At 68.2% G+C, this 15,670-nt stretch carries 14 protein-coding genes; 5 read left to right on the top strand and 9 right to left on the bottom strand.

The annotated features are described in order from the left end of the window. Nucleotides 1-4: 4 nt before the first annotated feature. From GA0115259_RS09600 to GA0115259_RS09580, 5 genes are all read right to left on the bottom strand, one after another. Complete coding sequence (locus GA0115259_RS09600; protein WP_093593760.1) at nucleotides 5-559, bottom strand: RNA 2'-phosphotransferase; 555 nt, start codon at nucleotides 557-559, stop codon at nucleotides 5-7. Nucleotides 560-691: 132 nt separating this feature from the next. After that, entirely contained in the window at nucleotides 692-1,654 is a 963-nt protein-coding gene (locus GA0115259_RS09595; RefSeq protein ID WP_093593757.1) for a MerR family transcriptional regulator, read from the bottom strand. A gap of 68 nt (nucleotides 1,655-1,722) precedes the next feature. Then, on the bottom strand, nucleotides 1,723-2,685 hold the full coding sequence (locus GA0115259_RS09590; protein WP_176732490.1) for a metal-dependent hydrolase: 963 nt from the start codon (nucleotides 2,683-2,685) through the stop codon (nucleotides 1,723-1,725). Next, entirely contained in the window at nucleotides 2,682-4,526 is a 1,845-nt protein-coding gene (locus GA0115259_RS09585) for an SDR family oxidoreductase (protein ID WP_093593754.1), read from the bottom strand. The genes GA0115259_RS09590 and GA0115259_RS09585 overlap by 4 nt, the downstream gene beginning before the upstream one ends. Continuing rightward, the gene (locus tag GA0115259_RS09580) at nucleotides 4,523-5,353 is read right to left on the bottom strand and encodes a M24 family metallopeptidase (protein ID WP_093593751.1); all 831 of its coding nucleotides are present in this window, start codon (nucleotides 5,351-5,353) and stop codon (nucleotides 4,523-4,525) included. The genes GA0115259_RS09585 and GA0115259_RS09580 overlap by 4 nt, the downstream gene beginning before the upstream one ends. A 346-nt stretch (nucleotides 5,354-5,699) precedes the next feature. Here GA0115259_RS09580 and GA0115259_RS09575 point away from each other — a divergent pair, with 346 nt between their 5' ends. The 5 genes from GA0115259_RS09575 to GA0115259_RS09555 all read left to right on the top strand — a co-directional run bounded on the left by GA0115259_RS09575 (nucleotide 5,700) and on the right by GA0115259_RS09555 (nucleotide 10,282). Further along, nucleotides 5,700-6,710: an ABC transporter ATP-binding protein gene (locus GA0115259_RS09575; protein ID WP_256097959.1), complete on the top strand. Its 1,011-nt coding sequence runs from the start codon at nucleotides 5,700-5,702 to the stop codon at nucleotides 6,708-6,710. Beyond that, nucleotides 6,700-7,617: a hypothetical protein gene (locus GA0115259_RS09570; RefSeq protein ID WP_093593748.1), complete on the top strand. Its 918-nt coding sequence runs from the start codon at nucleotides 6,700-6,702 to the stop codon at nucleotides 7,615-7,617. The genes GA0115259_RS09575 and GA0115259_RS09570 overlap by 11 nt, the downstream gene beginning before the upstream one ends. Further along, a complete protein-coding gene (locus GA0115259_RS09565; RefSeq protein ID WP_093593745.1) occupies nucleotides 7,614-8,525 on the top strand; it encodes an ABC transporter ATP-binding protein in 912 nt (303 codons plus the stop codon). The genes GA0115259_RS09570 and GA0115259_RS09565 overlap by 4 nt, the downstream gene beginning before the upstream one ends. 25 nt (nucleotides 8,526-8,550) lie before the next feature. After that, nucleotides 8,551-9,270 carry an ABC transporter permease gene (locus tag GA0115259_RS09560; protein ID WP_093593742.1) on the top strand — a complete coding sequence of 240 codons (720 nt, stop codon included), beginning with the start codon at nucleotides 8,551-8,553 and terminating at the stop codon, nucleotides 9,268-9,270. A 316-nt stretch (nucleotides 9,271-9,586) separates the two neighbouring features. Then, nucleotides 9,587-10,282, top strand: coding sequence for a hypothetical protein (locus GA0115259_RS09555; RefSeq protein ID WP_093593792.1), 696 nt, complete (start codon nucleotides 9,587-9,589; stop codon nucleotides 10,280-10,282). A 407-nt stretch (nucleotides 10,283-10,689) separates the two neighbouring features. Here the strand turns inward: GA0115259_RS09555 and GA0115259_RS09550 are convergent, their stop codons facing one another. From GA0115259_RS09550 to efeB, 4 genes are all read right to left on the bottom strand, one after another. Continuing rightward, a complete protein-coding gene (locus GA0115259_RS09550) occupies nucleotides 10,690-11,496 on the bottom strand; it encodes an HAD family hydrolase (protein WP_093593789.1) in 807 nt (268 codons plus the stop codon). A gap of 56 nt (nucleotides 11,497-11,552) precedes the next feature. Further along, nucleotides 11,553-12,830 (bottom strand): serine--tRNA ligase, encoded by a 1,278-nt coding sequence (serS, locus tag GA0115259_RS09545; protein ID WP_093593739.1) that lies wholly within the window; start codon nucleotides 12,828-12,830, stop codon nucleotides 11,553-11,555. Between the two features lie 579 nt (nucleotides 12,831-13,409). Beyond that, a complete protein-coding gene (gene pheA / locus GA0115259_RS09540; protein ID WP_093593736.1) occupies nucleotides 13,410-14,345 on the bottom strand; it encodes a prephenate dehydratase in 936 nt (311 codons plus the stop codon). Nucleotides 14,346-14,507: 162 nt separating this feature from the next. Next, the coding region (efeB, locus tag GA0115259_RS09535) for an iron uptake transporter deferrochelatase/peroxidase subunit (protein WP_107469154.1) at nucleotides 14,508-15,670 on the bottom strand (1,163 nt) is incomplete at its 5' end.

Genomic DNA, 15,670 nt, shown 5'->3' with positions numbered 1-15,670 from the left:
GTCGTCAGTCGGGGAAGCGTAGATAGCGCGGCGGTACGGCGTCGGTGAGCCAGACGCCATTGGCGCTGACATGGAAGACCAGTTCACCTCGGTACATCGCTTCCGCGTCCACAGACAGCACGACGGGCCGGCCGCGGCGGGCGCCGACACGGGTCGCGGTCTCGCGGTCGGGCGACAGATGTACATGGTGGCGGAACATGGGACGCAGCCCCTCGGCCCGGATCGCGTCCAGATGGCGGGCGACCGTGCCGTGGTAGAGATACGCGGGCGGCTCCGCCGGGGGCAGTTCCAGGTCGACCGTGACGGTGTGGCCCTGGTTGGCGCGGATGCGGTCGCCGTCGACCGTGAAGCGCCGCTTGTCATTGACGGCCACGACATGGTCGAGTTCGGCGCGCGTGATACGGAAGCCGTGCTCACCGGCCGCGCGGATCAGCTCGTCGACCGCGACCCAGCCGTTCGCGTCCAAAGCGATACCGATCCGCTCGGGCTGATGGCGCAGGTGCTTGGAGAGATACTTCGACACCTTCACTGTGCGTCGTTCATCAGGTACTCCGTTCATACGAACAGCGTGACCGTGGCGTCGGTGCACCGCCACTTATTTCCAAGTAATCTCTGTTCACAGGTTTGATCCACAGCCAACTCGGTTTATCCACAGGGGATTTGTCGATCCTGTGGACAACGGGTGCGTCAATTAACCTATTTGATCAATATGGCTTCTTTGTCTGTGGGTTGTGGTGAGGACATCCAAGATCCTTGCCTGAAGCTCCCGTTCCGTGGCCGCCGTGATGAAGGCTGCCGTGTTCTCGCGGCCAACGAGCCGCCGTACAGACCGAATCGTGTCGGCGGGAAGCGTCACGGAGCGGGTCTCGGAGTCCGGTGGTGGCGGAGCGTCCGCCGTCAGATGGTGCTGGAGACGGCGGGTGGCGAACAGCCGCATCGCACGGGCGAGTTCGGCGTCGACCGACTGCCGTGCGAGCGGTCGCATCCGGCGTACGAGCGCGGCGGCCTCGGCCGCGTCCGCCTCCGTCGGAGGCCGATGACCGAGATAGCGGGCGAAGACATGCTCGGTCGTGAACTCCAGAAAACGGGCGGCGATGTGCTCGACCTGGCCGCGAAGCTCTCGTAGCTGCCCGGAGATTGCGGGCAGCGGCACTCCCGCCGCGTACAACTCCGCTGCCACGGAGAGCTCCTGGGGGCTGGGCACCAGGAACATGTCGTCCCGGCCCGGGACACGCTCCAGCACACCCAGTTCCACCGCCTCGGCGATCGCCTCGTCGTCCGCTGTCCCACCGAACCGTTCGTCCAGCTCCGCACGGGAGATTCCGGCCGCCTCCTCATCGGTCCACGGTCCGTGCACCTCGGCGACCAGGCCGAGCACCACGCCCAGACCGCGTCCCGTGTCCCATGCCTCCAGCAACTCCTTGATGGAGGCCAGGGTGTATCCACGTTCCAGCAGATCGGCGATCTGCCGCAGCCGGGAGAGATGCGTGTCGTCGTACACATTGGCCCGCCCGCGCCGCTCCGGTCTGGGCAGCAGCCCGCGGTCCTGGTAGGCCCGGATCGTACGGACGGTGGCGCCGCTGGCGTGCGCCAGCGCCTCGATCCGGTACTCGGCCGGCGCGGAGGACCCGACCTCCGCCGCCGGTGCCGGCATCGGCGGCGGCGGCGTTTCCGCCTGTGGCTGTGGCTGTGGCTGTGGCTGCGACCTCGGCCCGGACATGCTCACTCCCTACGGCCGAGCGCCGCCCGGCCCACCGCACCCGCCGCCGCACGGGCCGCGGGCGACGTCGCGAGGTACTCGACGGCCCTGCGCAGCGAGCCCTCCTGCGAAGGGTGGTACGACCGGCGGAAGTAGCGGGGTATCGCCGCGCTCAGTTCGCGCCAGGGAGGCAACAGCCCTTTGTCGATCGCCTTGCTGTGCTCGCGCAGCGAGTAACGCGGCCGGCCTGCGAGTTGAGGGTCGTGCCGGATCAGATAGGCGGCGCCCGAGATCCACAGCCACAGCAGTACGGGCGCGGTGACACACATGGTTCCGACGCGACGGGCGTAGCGAGCGGGATCGGGACCGCCGCAGTGCTCGTACATGTCGAAGGCCACGGCGCGGTGTTCGACCTCCTCCGCGCCGTGCCAGCGCAGCAGATCGAGCATGATCTCGTCGGCCCCTGCCCGGTCCAGCCCTTCCGCGCGCAGCACCCAGTCACCGAGAACCGCCGTGAACTGTTCTATCGCGGCGACGAATGCCAGTCGGTAGAGCAGCCATTTCCCGGCCGGGAAGGGTATCCCCCACGGCGGCTTCTCGCCGAGGAGCTTCTCGAAGAGGAAGTCGATGTGCCGTGTATACGCCTCGGTGCTCAGCTTCTGCTCGGCCAGATGGTCCAGTACGTAGGAGTGCTGCACGCTGTGCGTGGCCTCCTGCCCCATGAATCCCTTGACGTCCTTGAGCAGTTCCGGGTCGGTGACCAGCGGCAGACCCTCCTTGAAGACCTTCACGAACCACCTCTCGCCCGCGGGCAGCAGCAGATGCAGCACATTGATGACGTGGGTGGCCGTCGGCTCGTCCGGTATCCAGTGCAGGGGAGTCCCGTGCCAGTCGAACGAGACCCGGCGCGGCACGATCGCGTGGTGCTCTCCGGCTTCCTCGGCTTCCTCGGCCTCCCGAGCGGCCCTGTTCTTCTCGGCGCTCACAGCGGCGGCTCCACGCGGGCGATCGCGCGCAGTGCCCCGGGCGCGATACGGGACAGGAGCCGGGCTCCCCGGGCCTCTGGAGTGACCGGCACGACGGCCTGGTTGCGTACGACAGCCCGCAGTACGGCGTCGGCGACCTTCTCCGGCGGATAGTTGCGCAGACCGTACAGCCGTGCGGCCTTCCTTCTGCGCCGCTCCTGCTCCTCCGTGGAGACACCGGTGAAGCGCGCGGTGGAGGTTATGCCCGTGTTGACGAAACCGGGACAGATCGCGGAGACGCCGATGCCCTGCCCGGCCAGTTCGGCCCGGAGACATTCGCTGAGCATCAGCACCGCCGCCTTGGACGTGCTGTACGCGGGTAGCGCCTTCGAGGGCTGATAGGCCGCCGCGGAGGCGGTGTTGACGATATGGCCGCCCTGGCCGCGCTCGGCCATCTGCCTGCCGAACACGCGGCAGCCATGGATGACGCCCCACAGATTGACGTCCAGGACCTTCTTCCAGTCCTCGGCGGTGGTGTCGAGGAAGGCACCCGACAGCCCGATTCCCGCGTTGTTGACCAGGACATCGACGATGCCGTACTCCGCGGCGACCTTCTCCGCGAGCCTCTCCATGGTCTGCCCGTCACCGACGTCGGTCTGCTCGGCCCAGGCCGCCGGGGCTCCGATCAGCCGGGCCAGTTCCGCCGTCCTGGCCGCTCCCTCCAGGTCGAGATCGATCGCCACGATCCGTGCGCCCGCCTCGGCGAAGGCGAAGGCGGTGGCCCGGCCGATACCGCCGGCCGCACCCGTGACCAGGACCAGCTGCCCACCGAAGCGCTGGGCGTACGGTCCGCTCGGCGCCGCTCCCGTACCGGCACCCGGACTCGTGCGCGTGCCCGTACCCGCGTCTGTACTTGTGCCCGTGCCCTCGGGCGGATGTCCGCCCCCCTCGTGGTCCTCGTGGGCCAGGACGAACTCACCGATCCAGGAGGCCAGTTGGTCCGGCCTGGTGCGGGGCACCCAATGCTTGGCCGGCAGTGTGCGCCGTACCAGCCCCGGAGCCCAGTGTTCCAGATCGTCGTAGAGCCGTTCCGACAGGAAGGCGTCGCCGGTCGGAGTGATGAGCTGGACGGGTGCGTGCGCATAGGCGTCGGTACGCGGCCTGCTCAGCCGGGCGCGGACATTGTCCCGGTAGAGCCACGCGCCGTTCGCCGCGTCCTGTGGCAGCGAGGACGTCGGATAGGACGTGTCGTGGAGCTTCTCGGCCCGTCGGAGGATCTTGGGCCACTGCCTGCCGAGAGGACCGCGCCAGGCCAGCTCGGGCAGTACGGGCGTATGCAGCACATAGACGTACCAGGACTTGGCTCCCTGGCCGAGGAGCTGACCCATCCCGCGTGGAGTGGGCCGCTTCGCGCGCCGCTTGATCCAGTGCCCCAGATGGTCCAGGGAAGGTCCTGACATCGAGGTGAACGAGGCGATCCGGCCCTCGGTCCGTGCCACGGTCACAAACTCCCAGGCCTGTACGGAACCCCAGTCATGGCCGACCAGATGGATTGGCCGGTCCGGGCTCACCGCATCGGCGACCGCCAGGAAGTCGTCCGTCAGCTTCTCCAGCGTGAAGCCACCGCGCAGCGGCGCGGGCGCCGTCGACCTGCCGTGTCCCCGTACGTCGTACAGCACCACATGGAAGCGCTCCGCGAGCCGCTCCGCGACCTCGGACCAGACCTCCTTGCTGTCGGGATAGCCATGCACGAGCAGTACGGTCGGCCGGGCCGGATCGCCCAGCTCGGCGACGCACAGTTCGACGCCGCCCGTGCGCACCCGGCGCTCCCGCGCCTCCTTCAGCCCCGTCCCCGTACTCATACGGCCTCCGCCCAGCGCCGCACATGCGGCAGATCGTCATCCAGCCAGAACGCGCTCTGCTCCGGATCCCGGGAGTCGGTGACCACCAGGATCTCCTCGAACTTCGCGCCCGTACCCCGGAATCCGAGGTGTGGTTCCACCGCCCACAGGCCCGGCGTGGGCGGGTGGTCGGAGAATCTGTACGGGCTCCACAGCGGCGACCAGCCGTCCCGGTGACCACGGAGCGCGTCGCTTGCGAGCCCCTTGAGCGACTGGGTGCCGAACCCGAAGACATGCGGCGACCAGCGGCGCTCCTTCACCCGGTCGACCTTGTGGGCGATGACTCCGAAGGGATACGCCCGATGCCGGTTGGCATAGCCCTGCCGGATCATCAGCCGGTCCACGTCCTCATAGATCTCGCGCAGTGTGCGCCGCTCGCGCACCTCCCGCAGAATGAGCTCGCGGTGCGTCCGCAGATCGGCGAGCAGCCTGTCGTGCAGCGGATTGGGACCCAGACAGCTCGAATAGCCGACATCGGCGGTGAAGCCTCGATGGATGGGCGCGAGATCCAGGATGTACGGCATCCCTTCTTCCAGCCGTCGGCCGGTGGGAAAGAACTGGAGCGGTATCCGGAAGCCGGTGAACGCCGTACGGTCCCCGAACCACGCGAAGGGCAGATGGAACCAGTCGCGCACCCCACGGGCACGCAGCCACTCGCGCTGCATCCGCGCCGCCCCGCGCTCCGTCACCCCCGGCCTGAGCCGCGCGGAGACGGCCTCCGCGCACTCGTACGCCAGACGCTGGACCTCCCTGAATCCCCGTAGCTCCGCGGTCCGTTGATCCGTCACTGCATCGCCTCCCACCCGCTCCACGTGCGGTACGTGTTCGTGATGTGACGCTGAAGAATGTCGCACTGATGAATGTGACAATGGTCGGCGGCGGCGTCAAGCGTCGGCTCATACCTGTGGATAACCGGTGCGGACCGGTGCGCACCGCTGTGGATCGTCGCGAACCGACGCGGTCCGGCGCGAAACGACGCGGATCTATACGGATCCACGCGGATCGGCGGGGACAACCGGCCGATCGGCCCGCAGCACTTACGTTCCCCTTACGGGTCCCTACATCTGGAGACGGACACCGATACAGCCGCCAGGTCTGACGCCCTCTGTCGCCTTCAGCACTACGGTCGGACCCGTGACTGTGATCGCAACAGAAGGCCTGAGTAAGCGGTTCCCCCGGGTAACCGCGCTTGACCGGCTCTCTTTGGACATCGGACCCGGTGTGACCGGTCTGGTGGGCGCCAACGGGGCCGGCAAGTCCACCATGATCAAGATCCTGCTGGGTCTTTCCCCCGCCACGGAAGGCCGGGCCACGGTGCTCGGGCTCGATGTCGCCACCAGCGGCAGCGCCATCCGGGAGCGCGTCGGATATATGCCCGAGCACGACTGCCTGCCGCCGGACGTCTCGGCCACCGAGTTCGTCGTCCATATGGCGCGGATGTCCGGACTCCCACCGACCGCGGCCCGCGAGCGCACCGCGGACACCCTGCGCCATGTCGGCCTCTACGAGGAGCGGTACCGTCCCATCGGCGGCTACTCGACCGGTATGAAGCAGCGCGTCAAGCTCGCGCAGGCGCTGGTCCACGACCCCCAGCTGGTCCTTCTGGACGAGCCGACCAACGGCCTCGATCCGGTCGGCCGCGACGAGATGCTCGGTCTGATCCGCCGTGTCCACACGGACTTCGGCATCTCCGTCCTGGTCACCTCGCACCTGCTGGGCGAGCTCGAACGCACCTGTGACCATGTCGTCGTCATCGACGGCGGCACGCTGCTGCGCTCCAGCTCCACCAGTGACTTCACCCAGATCACCACGACTCTCGCGGTCGAGGTCACGGACACGGACGCGCACCCCGACGGCACGCAGACGCTGCGCGACGCCCTGACCACAGCCGGGCTGACCCTCCACGCGGGCATGGAGGAAGGACTCCCCGGCGCGGGCCACATCCTGCTGATCGAGGCCAAGGGCGAGGAGACGTACGACGTCGTCCGCGACACGGTCGCCGAGCTCGGTCTGGGGCTCGTACGGATGGAACAGCGGCGCCATCACATAGCGGAGGTCTTCCGCCCGCAGCAGAACACGCAGGCGCCGGCCGACCACGCGGCGGACCACACACTGGTGAAGGGAGGCGCCCACGATGAGCACTGAGACCGAGAACGGTACGACGGCCGGAGCCGAGGCCGGGACGACCCGGATCCACAACATCGGATACCGCAACTACGAAGGACCGCGCCTCGGCCGCGCCTACGCGCGCCGCTCCCTCTACTCGCAGTCCCTGCGCGGCGCGTACGGACTCGGCCGCTCGGCCAAGTCCAAGGTCCTGCCGATGATCCTCTTCGCGGTGATGTGCCTGCCTGCGGCCATCATCGTCGCGGTCGCCATAGCGACCAATCTCAAGACCCTGCCCCTTGACTACACCCGCTACGCGATCTTCACCCAGGCCGTCATCGGTCTCTATCTGGCCTCCCAGGCGCCGCAGTCCGTCTCCCGGGATCTGCGCTTCAAGACCGTGCCGCTCTACTTCTCCCGTCCGATCGAGCGCGTCGACTACGTGCTCGCGAAGTACGGAGCGATGGCCTCCGCCCTCTTCGTACTGACCGGCGCGCCGCTCGTCATTCTCTACGCCGGCTCGCTGCTGGCCAAGATGGACTTCGCGGACCAGACCAAGGGATTCGGTCAGGGGCTGGTTTCGGTGGCGCTGCTCTCCCTGCTCTTCGGCGGACTCGGCCTGGTGCTGGCCGCCCTCACACCGCGCCGCGGCTTCGGCGTCGCCGCCGTGATAGCCACCCTGACCATCTCGTACGGCGCGGTGTCCACCCTCCAGGCGATCGCCTGGAGTTCGGACGCGATCGGCGCCGTCAAGTGGCTCGGCCTCTTCTCGCCGGTCACGCTCATCGACGGCGTACAGACCGCCTTCCTGGGCGCCACCTCCGCCTTCCCGGGCGAGGCGGGCCCCTCGGCCGGCGTGGGCGTGGTCTATCTGCTGGTCGTCCTCGCGCTCGTGCTCGGCTCGTACGCCGTTCTCATGCGCCGTTACCGGAAGGTCGGGCTGTGACCACCATCAATATCGAGCACGCTTCGCGCTGGTTCGGCAATGTGGTGGCCGTCAATGACGTCACCATGACGATCGGCCCCGGTGTCACCGGGCTGCTCGGCCCCAACGGCGCCGGCAAGTCCACTCTCATCAATATGATGGCGGGCTTCCTCGCGCCCTCCACGGGCACCGTCACCCTCGACGGGCAGCCGATCTGGCGCAACGAGTCCGTCTACCGGCAGATCGGTATCGTGCCGGAGCGGGAGGCGATGTACGACTTCCTCACCGGTCTCGACTTCGTCGTGGCCAACGCCGAACTGCACGGCCTGGGTGCGAAGGAGGCCCGCGCGGCGCTCGCCACGGTCGAGATGGAGTACGCGCAGGACCGCCGGATCGCGACGTACAGCAAGGGCATGCGCCAGCGGGTGAAGATGGCGTCCGCGCTGGTCCACGACCCGTCCGTACTGCTGCTGGACGAGCCGTTCAACGGAATGGACCCGCGTCAGCGGATGCAGCTCATGGAACTGCTGCGGCGTATGGGCGCCACGGGCCGCACCGTTCTCTTCTCCTCCCATATCTTGGAGGAGGTCGAGCAGCTCGCCTCGCACATCGAGGTGATCGTGGCCGGGCGCCATGCAGCTTCCGGGGACTTCCGCAAGATCCGCAGGCTCATGACCGACCGGCCGCACCGCTATCTCGTGCGGTCCAGTGACGACCGCGCGCTCGCCGCCGCACTGATCGCCGATCCGTCGACGGCCGGTATCGAGGTGGACCTCGCCGAAGGCGCACTGCGCATTCAGGCGGTCGACTTCGGCCGGTTCACCGAACTGCTGCCAAGAGTCGCCCGTGAGCACTCCATCAGGCTGCTCACGGTCTCGCCCTCGGACGAGTCCCTCGAGTCGGTCTTCTCCTATCTCGTAGCGGCCTGAGCGGCCTGAAAGGAGCTGTGACGTCATGTACAACCCCACAGTCGCCCGGCTCACCTACCGGGCCCTGCTCGGCAGGCGCCGGGCCGCGATCCTCTTCCTGCTGCCCGCGCTGCTGATCGTGATCGCGGCGGCGGTCCGCGCGCTCAACGGCGCGGACGACCAGGTCGCGGTTGATGTGCTGGGCGGTTTCGCGCTCGCCACGATGGTGCCGCTGATCGGTGTCATCGCGGGTACGGGCTCGATCGGACCCGAGATCGACGACGGATCGATCGTCTATCTGCTCTCCAAGCCGGTGAAGCGTTCGTCGATCATATTCACCAAACTGATCGTGGCGATCGCCGTGACCATGGCGTTCTCCGCGATTCCCACCTTCATCGCCGGATACATACTCAACGGCAACGGCCAGCAGATCGCGGTCGCGTACACGGTCGCGGCGCTCGTCGCCTCGATCGCGTACAGCGCGCTCTTCCTGCTGCTGGGTACGGTCAGCCGCCACGCGGTGGTCATCGGGCTGGTCTACGCGCTGGTCTGGGAGACGCTCTTCGGCAGCCTGGTGGCGGGCGCGCGGACGCTCAGCGTTCAGCAGTGGGCGCTGGCGCTCGCCCAGAGGATCGGCGGCGAGGGCACGATCACCTCGGACGTCGGCCTGCCTCTGGCGGTGGGCCTGTTGGCAGGAGTCTCGGTGGTGGCGACCTGGTACGCGGGCCAGAAGCTCAGGACGCTGAAGCTCGCGGGCGAGGAGTAGGCGAGTCGCGCTGTCAGCGGCAGCCCTGTCCGGCGGGCCTTTGCCCGGCGGTCATGGGCTGCCGCTGTTTGCTGCGGCTGTCGCTGCCTTGGCCACGTAGCCCTGGCCGCGTAACTGTACGTTTATCGGCTCGTTGTTCAAGACGCGTGGAGGTAAGTGGAGTTCGTGACGTCGAGCGTTCGTGAAGTCGGGGATTGCCGGTGCCGGATGGAAAGCCGCACCGGTCATTGAGTGAGTAGCCACCGTGAGCCGACCTCCGCCCCTGACGCCCGGGGAGAGGGCCTCCATTGTCGGTTCACAAGTGGAAGGCATGAACATGCCACCAGAAGGTGCCCTGCTTGAGTCGCGTACTCTGCGCGTCGAGCACATGGGGCGCGTAGACGCCCTCGACAAGATCAAGTCTTTGGTCATGCTTCCGGACGGAGTTCACGTTCGCACAGAGGACGTGGCTCGGTACTTCGAAGTATCCACAGACGTCGTCAGGCAGATGACCGCGCGGCATCGAGCGGAGCTGACCGAAAACGGGATGCGCGTGCTACGAGGCGCTGACCTGCGACGATTTCATAGTGACATGGTGTCACTATGGGGCGCCGAAGCCGGGAAAAGTTATCCACAGGCGGCTACCCAGCTCACTCTCTACACCCGCCGCGCCGTGCTCAATATCGCGATGCTTCTTCGCGACAGCGACATCGCGCGGTGCATTCGTACGTACCTTCTCGACGCCGAGGATGATCTGCGCAAGGGGTACGCGAGTCTCGACCGGCGGGTGACCGATGTCGAGTCGTGCCTCGGTGGGGTCGGTGTCGCGCTTCAGGAGCTGGGGCCGGTGCTGAACCGGATGTCGTACCGGCTCGACAGTCTCGACCGGCGGCTCGATGCCACCAATCAGGTGGTGGGAGCCATCAGCAACCGGCTGTGCGAGATGTCCGCGGACATCAACCGGGTGGACGCCCGTGTGGACGATGTCGTCCACCAGTTGAGGGATCTGCGCCGGAGCCGTAACCGCCGCTGATCTGTCGTTGATCAACCGCTGATCCATTGCTGTGTTCCGCGTCCGTCCGTCGTACTTCCGCGGGCGGACGTGGGCCATGTCGCCAATATTCGGTGGCGGCGCGTCGTCGCCCGGGGCACAGTAGTTATGTCGGAAGTTCGGGCAGTAGTTCTGCCGGAACACACCTCCAGGACCGGGAGCGGAACACGGCGACGACCGGGATTCCGAGTCCGTCGAGTTCCCAGCAGGGCAGCACCGCGCAGGCGCCGGAGTAGCCATCACTGCTCCGTGCTGCCGCCGGCGCGCTGCCCAGGGGCGGCCGCTTCGAGCGCGCATCCGCGCGGGCCGCCCCTCCCGGAGGATTGGCCGAGCCGTGCGGCAGCGAGCCGTACGGCAGCGACACGCACGGCGTTCGGGCCGGACAACACTTAGCCGAGCAGCAGCCTCTCCAGCACCACCGCGATGCCGTCGTCGCCGTTCGACGCCGTGATCTCGTCCGCCACGGCCTTCAGTTCCTTGTGTGCGTTCGCCATCGCCACTCCGCGCCGCGCCCATGCGAACATCGGGATGTCGTTGGGCATGTCGCCGAACGCGATCGTGTCCGCCGCCGTGACGCCGAGGCGCCGCGCTGCCAGCGAGAGTCCGGTGGCCTTGTTCAGACCCAGCGGCAGGATCTCCACCACTCCGGCTCCCGCCATCACCACATCCACCAGACCGCCGACGGTCTCCCGCGCGACCCGCGCCAACGCGTCGTCGTCCAGCTCCGGATGCTGGATGTACACCTTGTTGAGCGGTGCCGCCCACACCTCCGCCGGGTCGTCGATGAAGACCGCGGGAAGCTCGCCGTCCAGCACCCGGTAACCGGGGCCGATCAGGACCTCGCCGTCGAGACCGTCCCGGCTCGCGGCCAGCGCCAGCGGGCCGGTCTCCGCCTCGATCTTGGCCAGCGTCAGCCCGGCCAACTGCCGGTCCAGCGTCACCGACGTCAGCAGCCGGTGTTCACCGGCGTGGTAGAGCTGCGCTCCCTGGCCGCACACCGCGAGACCCTCGTATCCCAGGTCGTCCAGGATGTGCCGCGTCCAGGGCACGCCACGCCCGGTGACGATGATGTGCGCGGCGCCCGCCGCCGTGACCGTAGCGAGCGCCTCACGGGTGCGTACGGAGACAGTGTCGTCGTCACGCAGCAGCGTGCCGTCGAGGTCGGTCGCGACCAGCTTGTACGGGAACGACGCCACGGACGAGCGCGACAGCGGAAGCGGCGCCGACGACGACGCGGAGTCGGGGCCGGTGCTCACTTGGCGATCGGCTCCAGCACCTCACGGCCGCCGAGATACGGACGGAGCACCTCGGGCACCCACACCGAACCATCGGCCTGCTGGTGGTTCTCCAGGAGCGCCACGATTGTGCGCGGTACGGCGCAGAGCGTGCCGTTCAGCGTCGCCAGCGGCTTGATCTGCTTGCCGTCCCGCATCCGGACGGAGAGCCGGCGCGCCTGGAAACCGTCGCAGTTCGACGCGGAGGTCAGCTCGCGGTACTTGCCCTGCGTCGGGATCCACGCCTCGCAGTCGAACTTGCGCGAGGCCGACGCGCCCAGATCACCGGTCGCCACATCGATCACCTGGAAGGGCAGCCCCAGGGCGGTCAGCCACTGCTTCTCCCACTCCAGCAGCCGCCGGTGCTCGGACTGCGCGTCCGCCGGGTCGATGTACGAGAACATCTCGACCTTGTCGAACTGGTGGACCCGGAAAATGCCCCGGGTGTCCTTGCCGTACGTACCGGCCTCGCGGCGGAAGCACGGCGAGAAGCCCGCGTACCGCAGGGGCAGCTTGTCGGCCTCGATGATCTCGTCCATGTGGTAGGCCGCGAGCGGTACCTCCGACGTACCGACCAGGTAGTAGTCGTCCTTCTCCAGGTGGTACACGTTCTCCGCGGCCTGGCCCAGGAAGCCCGTGCCCTCCATGGCGCGCGGGCGGACCAGCGCCGGCGTCAGCATGGGGATGAAACCGGCCTCCGTGGCCTGTGCGATCGCCGCGTTGACGAGGGCCAACTCCAGCAGCGCGCCGACGCCCGTCAGATAGTAGAACCGCGAGCCGGAGACCTTGGCGCCGCGCTCGACGTCGATGGCGCCCAGCGCCTCGCCCAGCTCCAGATGGTCCTTGGGCTCGAATCCTTCCGCCGCGAAGTCCCGGATCGTGCCGTGCGTCTCCAGCACGACGAAATCCTCCTCGCCGCCCACCGGGACATCGGGGTGGACGATATTGCCGAGCTGGAGAAGCAGGCGCCTGGCCTCCTCGTCCGCCTCGTGCTGCTCGGCGTCGGCCGTCCTGACGTCGGCCTTGAGCTGCTCCGCCTTCTTGAGCAGCTCGGCCTTCTCCTCGGCGGACGCCTTGGGGATCAGCTTGCCGAGGGATTTCTGCTCGGAGCGCAGCTCGTCGAAGCGGACGCCGGACGACCTGCGCCGCTCGTCGGCGGAGAGCAGGGCGTCGACAAGGCCGACGTCCTCTCCACGGGCGCGCTGGGAGGCGCGAACACGGTCGGGGTCCTCACGGAGCAGGCGAAGGTCAATCACCCCACCAGGCTACCGGTGCGCGCCGACACCGCCCCACCCGATATCAACAGGCGCGTCCCTTTGTCTGAATTGCCGCAATTGAGAAATCTGTCAGGAAATCCCGCGCCGGTCGTCTGCCGTTCGTCAATAAAGAGGGTTCAATTCGCCGGAACGAAGCACTCGACGGTTGTCCACTTGACTCACTTCCCTTGCGGGGAAGGCGACTTGAGCTCCGGGTGCCGAGTGTTGTCCACAGCGATACACAGGGTCATGCAAGTTATCCACAGGCTGTGCGAGTGATCTGTGGATTGCGGAAATGAGCGTTCTGTGGGCCGGGCGCGGGCCGAAGAAATTCCCTCGTAAACCGGCTTCACACACTCATTCGGGTGGGAATTGCCCGCTCCGACGAGTTGATCGCTGGACTTCGGCTGACGCGGGCCAGGGAGAGCCCTGTGGATGGACATCGGCGACCGGAGCGATTTGTCGACCCATGCAGCTGTGGTTGTCGACTTGTCCCCAGGTCGAGAAGCATGCCTGTGGATAACTCTGGGCTGTGTCCACAGGGTCTACAGGCGCGGCAACCTCGAAGCGCCCGAGCCGTCAGGCGCGGCCGTCCTGGCTGCGTGCCAGCCACTCCGCCGCCTCGATGAACTCGGTGTCCGAGGTCCCAGGCCGCAGTGTCGACACATCGGCCGCCGACACACCCGCCCGCGGGTACGAGCCGAGGAAGCGCACCTTGGGACAGATCCGCTTCAGCCCCATCAGCGCCTCGCCCACCCGCCGGTCCGAGATATGGCCCTCGGCGTCCACGGCGAAGCAGTAATTACCGATGCCCGCGCCGGTCGGCCGCGACTGGATCAGCATCAGGTTGACACCACGTACGGCGAATTCCTGAAGCAGTTCGAGCAGCGCGCCCGGATGGTCGTCGCCCATCCAGATGACCACCGAGGTCTTGTCCGCGCCGGTCGGCGCCGAAGGACGCGCGGGCCGGCCCACCAGGACGAAGCGCGTCTCCGCGTTCTCCGCGTCATGGATCTCGGTGACCAGCGGTTCCAGACCGTACGTGGACGCCGCGAACTCGCCCGCGAAGGCCGCGTCGAACCGGCCCTCCTGCACCAGCCGCGCGCCGTCCGCGTTCGACGCTGCCGACTCCCACACCGCGTCCGGGAGCTGGCTCCGCAGCCAGTTGCGTACCTGCGGCTGGGCGACCGGATGACCGGTCACCGTCTTCACGTCGGAGAGTTTCGTCCCGGGCCGTACGAGCAGGGCGAACGTGATCGGCAGCAGCACCTCGCGGTAGATCATCAGCGGCGCGCCGGAAGCCAGCTCGTCGAGCGTGGCGGTGACACCGCCCTCCACCGAGTTCTCGATCGGTACGAGTGCCGCCGCGGCGTCGCCGTTCCGTACGGCGTCGAGAGCCGTCGGTACGGACACCATGGGGACGAGTTCGCGGGTGGCGGCTTCCGGGAGCGTACGGAGGGCGGCCTCCGTGAAGGTGCCCTCGGGGCCCAGATACGTGTAGCGCGTGGCCGACATACGGTCACCCTAATGGCCCGGCGCGACTCACGACTCCGGAGCGCGCGCCGGGGGCCGGGGACTGCTGCCGGGGCCGGGCAGGGACCTGGGCTTGGAGCCCTGCGGAGCGCCGCGTCCGGAGCACCAGGGCCCCGGCCTGGCGCTCCGGATCCCACCGCCCGCTCAGGACTCCAGCAGCCGCTGGCCCACATACTCTCCCCGCCGTGCGCCACCGGGCACCGCGAACAGTCCGCTCGCCTCGTGGCGGATGAACGCCGACAACGCGTCTCCACGGTCGAGCTTGCGCTGCACGGGTACGAATCCCTTGAGCGGATCGGCCTGCCAGCAGACGAAGAGCAGCCCCGCGTCAGGGGTCCCGTCCGCCCCGATCCCGTCGTGGAAGGAGAAAGGACGGCGCAGCATCGCGGCCCCGCCGTTCGCTTCCGGCGTCGAGATCCTGGCGTGCGCGTTGGCGGGTATGACGGGCTTGCCGTCGGCTCCCAGCCGGTCGAGGTCCGGCTCCGTCGTCTCCGTGCCGCCTGTGAGCGGAGCGCCGTCGGCCTTGCGGCGGCCGATGACCTGCTCCTGTTTGCCGAGCGGGAGCTTCTCCCAGTCGTCGAGGAGCATACGGATGCGCCGTACGACGGCGTAGGAGCCGCCCGCCATCCAGTCCGGGATGCCGGCCGCCGGGGCCGCCGGGACGAAGATCCGCCGTTCGAAGTCCGGCTCGGACGGCTTGGGGTTGCCCGTGCCGTCGATCTGGCCCATCAGATTGCGGCTGGTCATCGGCTGCGGCGTCGCGCCGGGCGAACGGTTGAAACCGTTCATCTGCCAGCGCACCCGCGCCGCCGCGCCCGCGTCCTTCTGGAGCGTACGCAGGGCATGGAAGGCGACCAGGGCGTCGTCGGAACCGATCTGGATCCACAGATCGCCGTTGCTCCGCCGGGCGTCGAGCCGGTCGGAGGAGAAGGCGGGCAGCGGGTCCAGAGCGCTGGGACGCTGGTCGGCCAGGTCCGTACGGCCGAAGAAGGTACGGCCGAAACCGAAGGTCACGGTGAGCGAGGAAGGCCCGGCGTCCAGGGCGATACCGGTGTCGCCGTCGGCGTCCGGGCCTCCGGCGACTTCGCCGGCCATCATCGCGCGCGCCGACTCCGACCAGCGGCGCAGCAGCGCGGCGGCCTCCTTCCGCCCGGCACCCGGGGCCAGATCGAAGGCGACGAGATGGCCGCGGGCATGCATCGGGGTGGTGATACCGGGCTGGTGCACGCCGTGGAAGGGGACCGACACCGCGCCGAGCGTGGTCAGCGCCGTCGCCGGCTCGGGACGGCTCGCCGCGTACGCGCCGG

This window comes from Streptomyces sp. MnatMP-M17, assembly GCF_900091995.1.
GTDB lineage: Bacteria > Actinomycetota > Actinomycetes > Streptomycetales > Streptomycetaceae > Streptomyces.
Note: the sequence above shows the minus strand (reverse complement) of the source record. Positions and strands in the feature narration are given on the sequence as shown.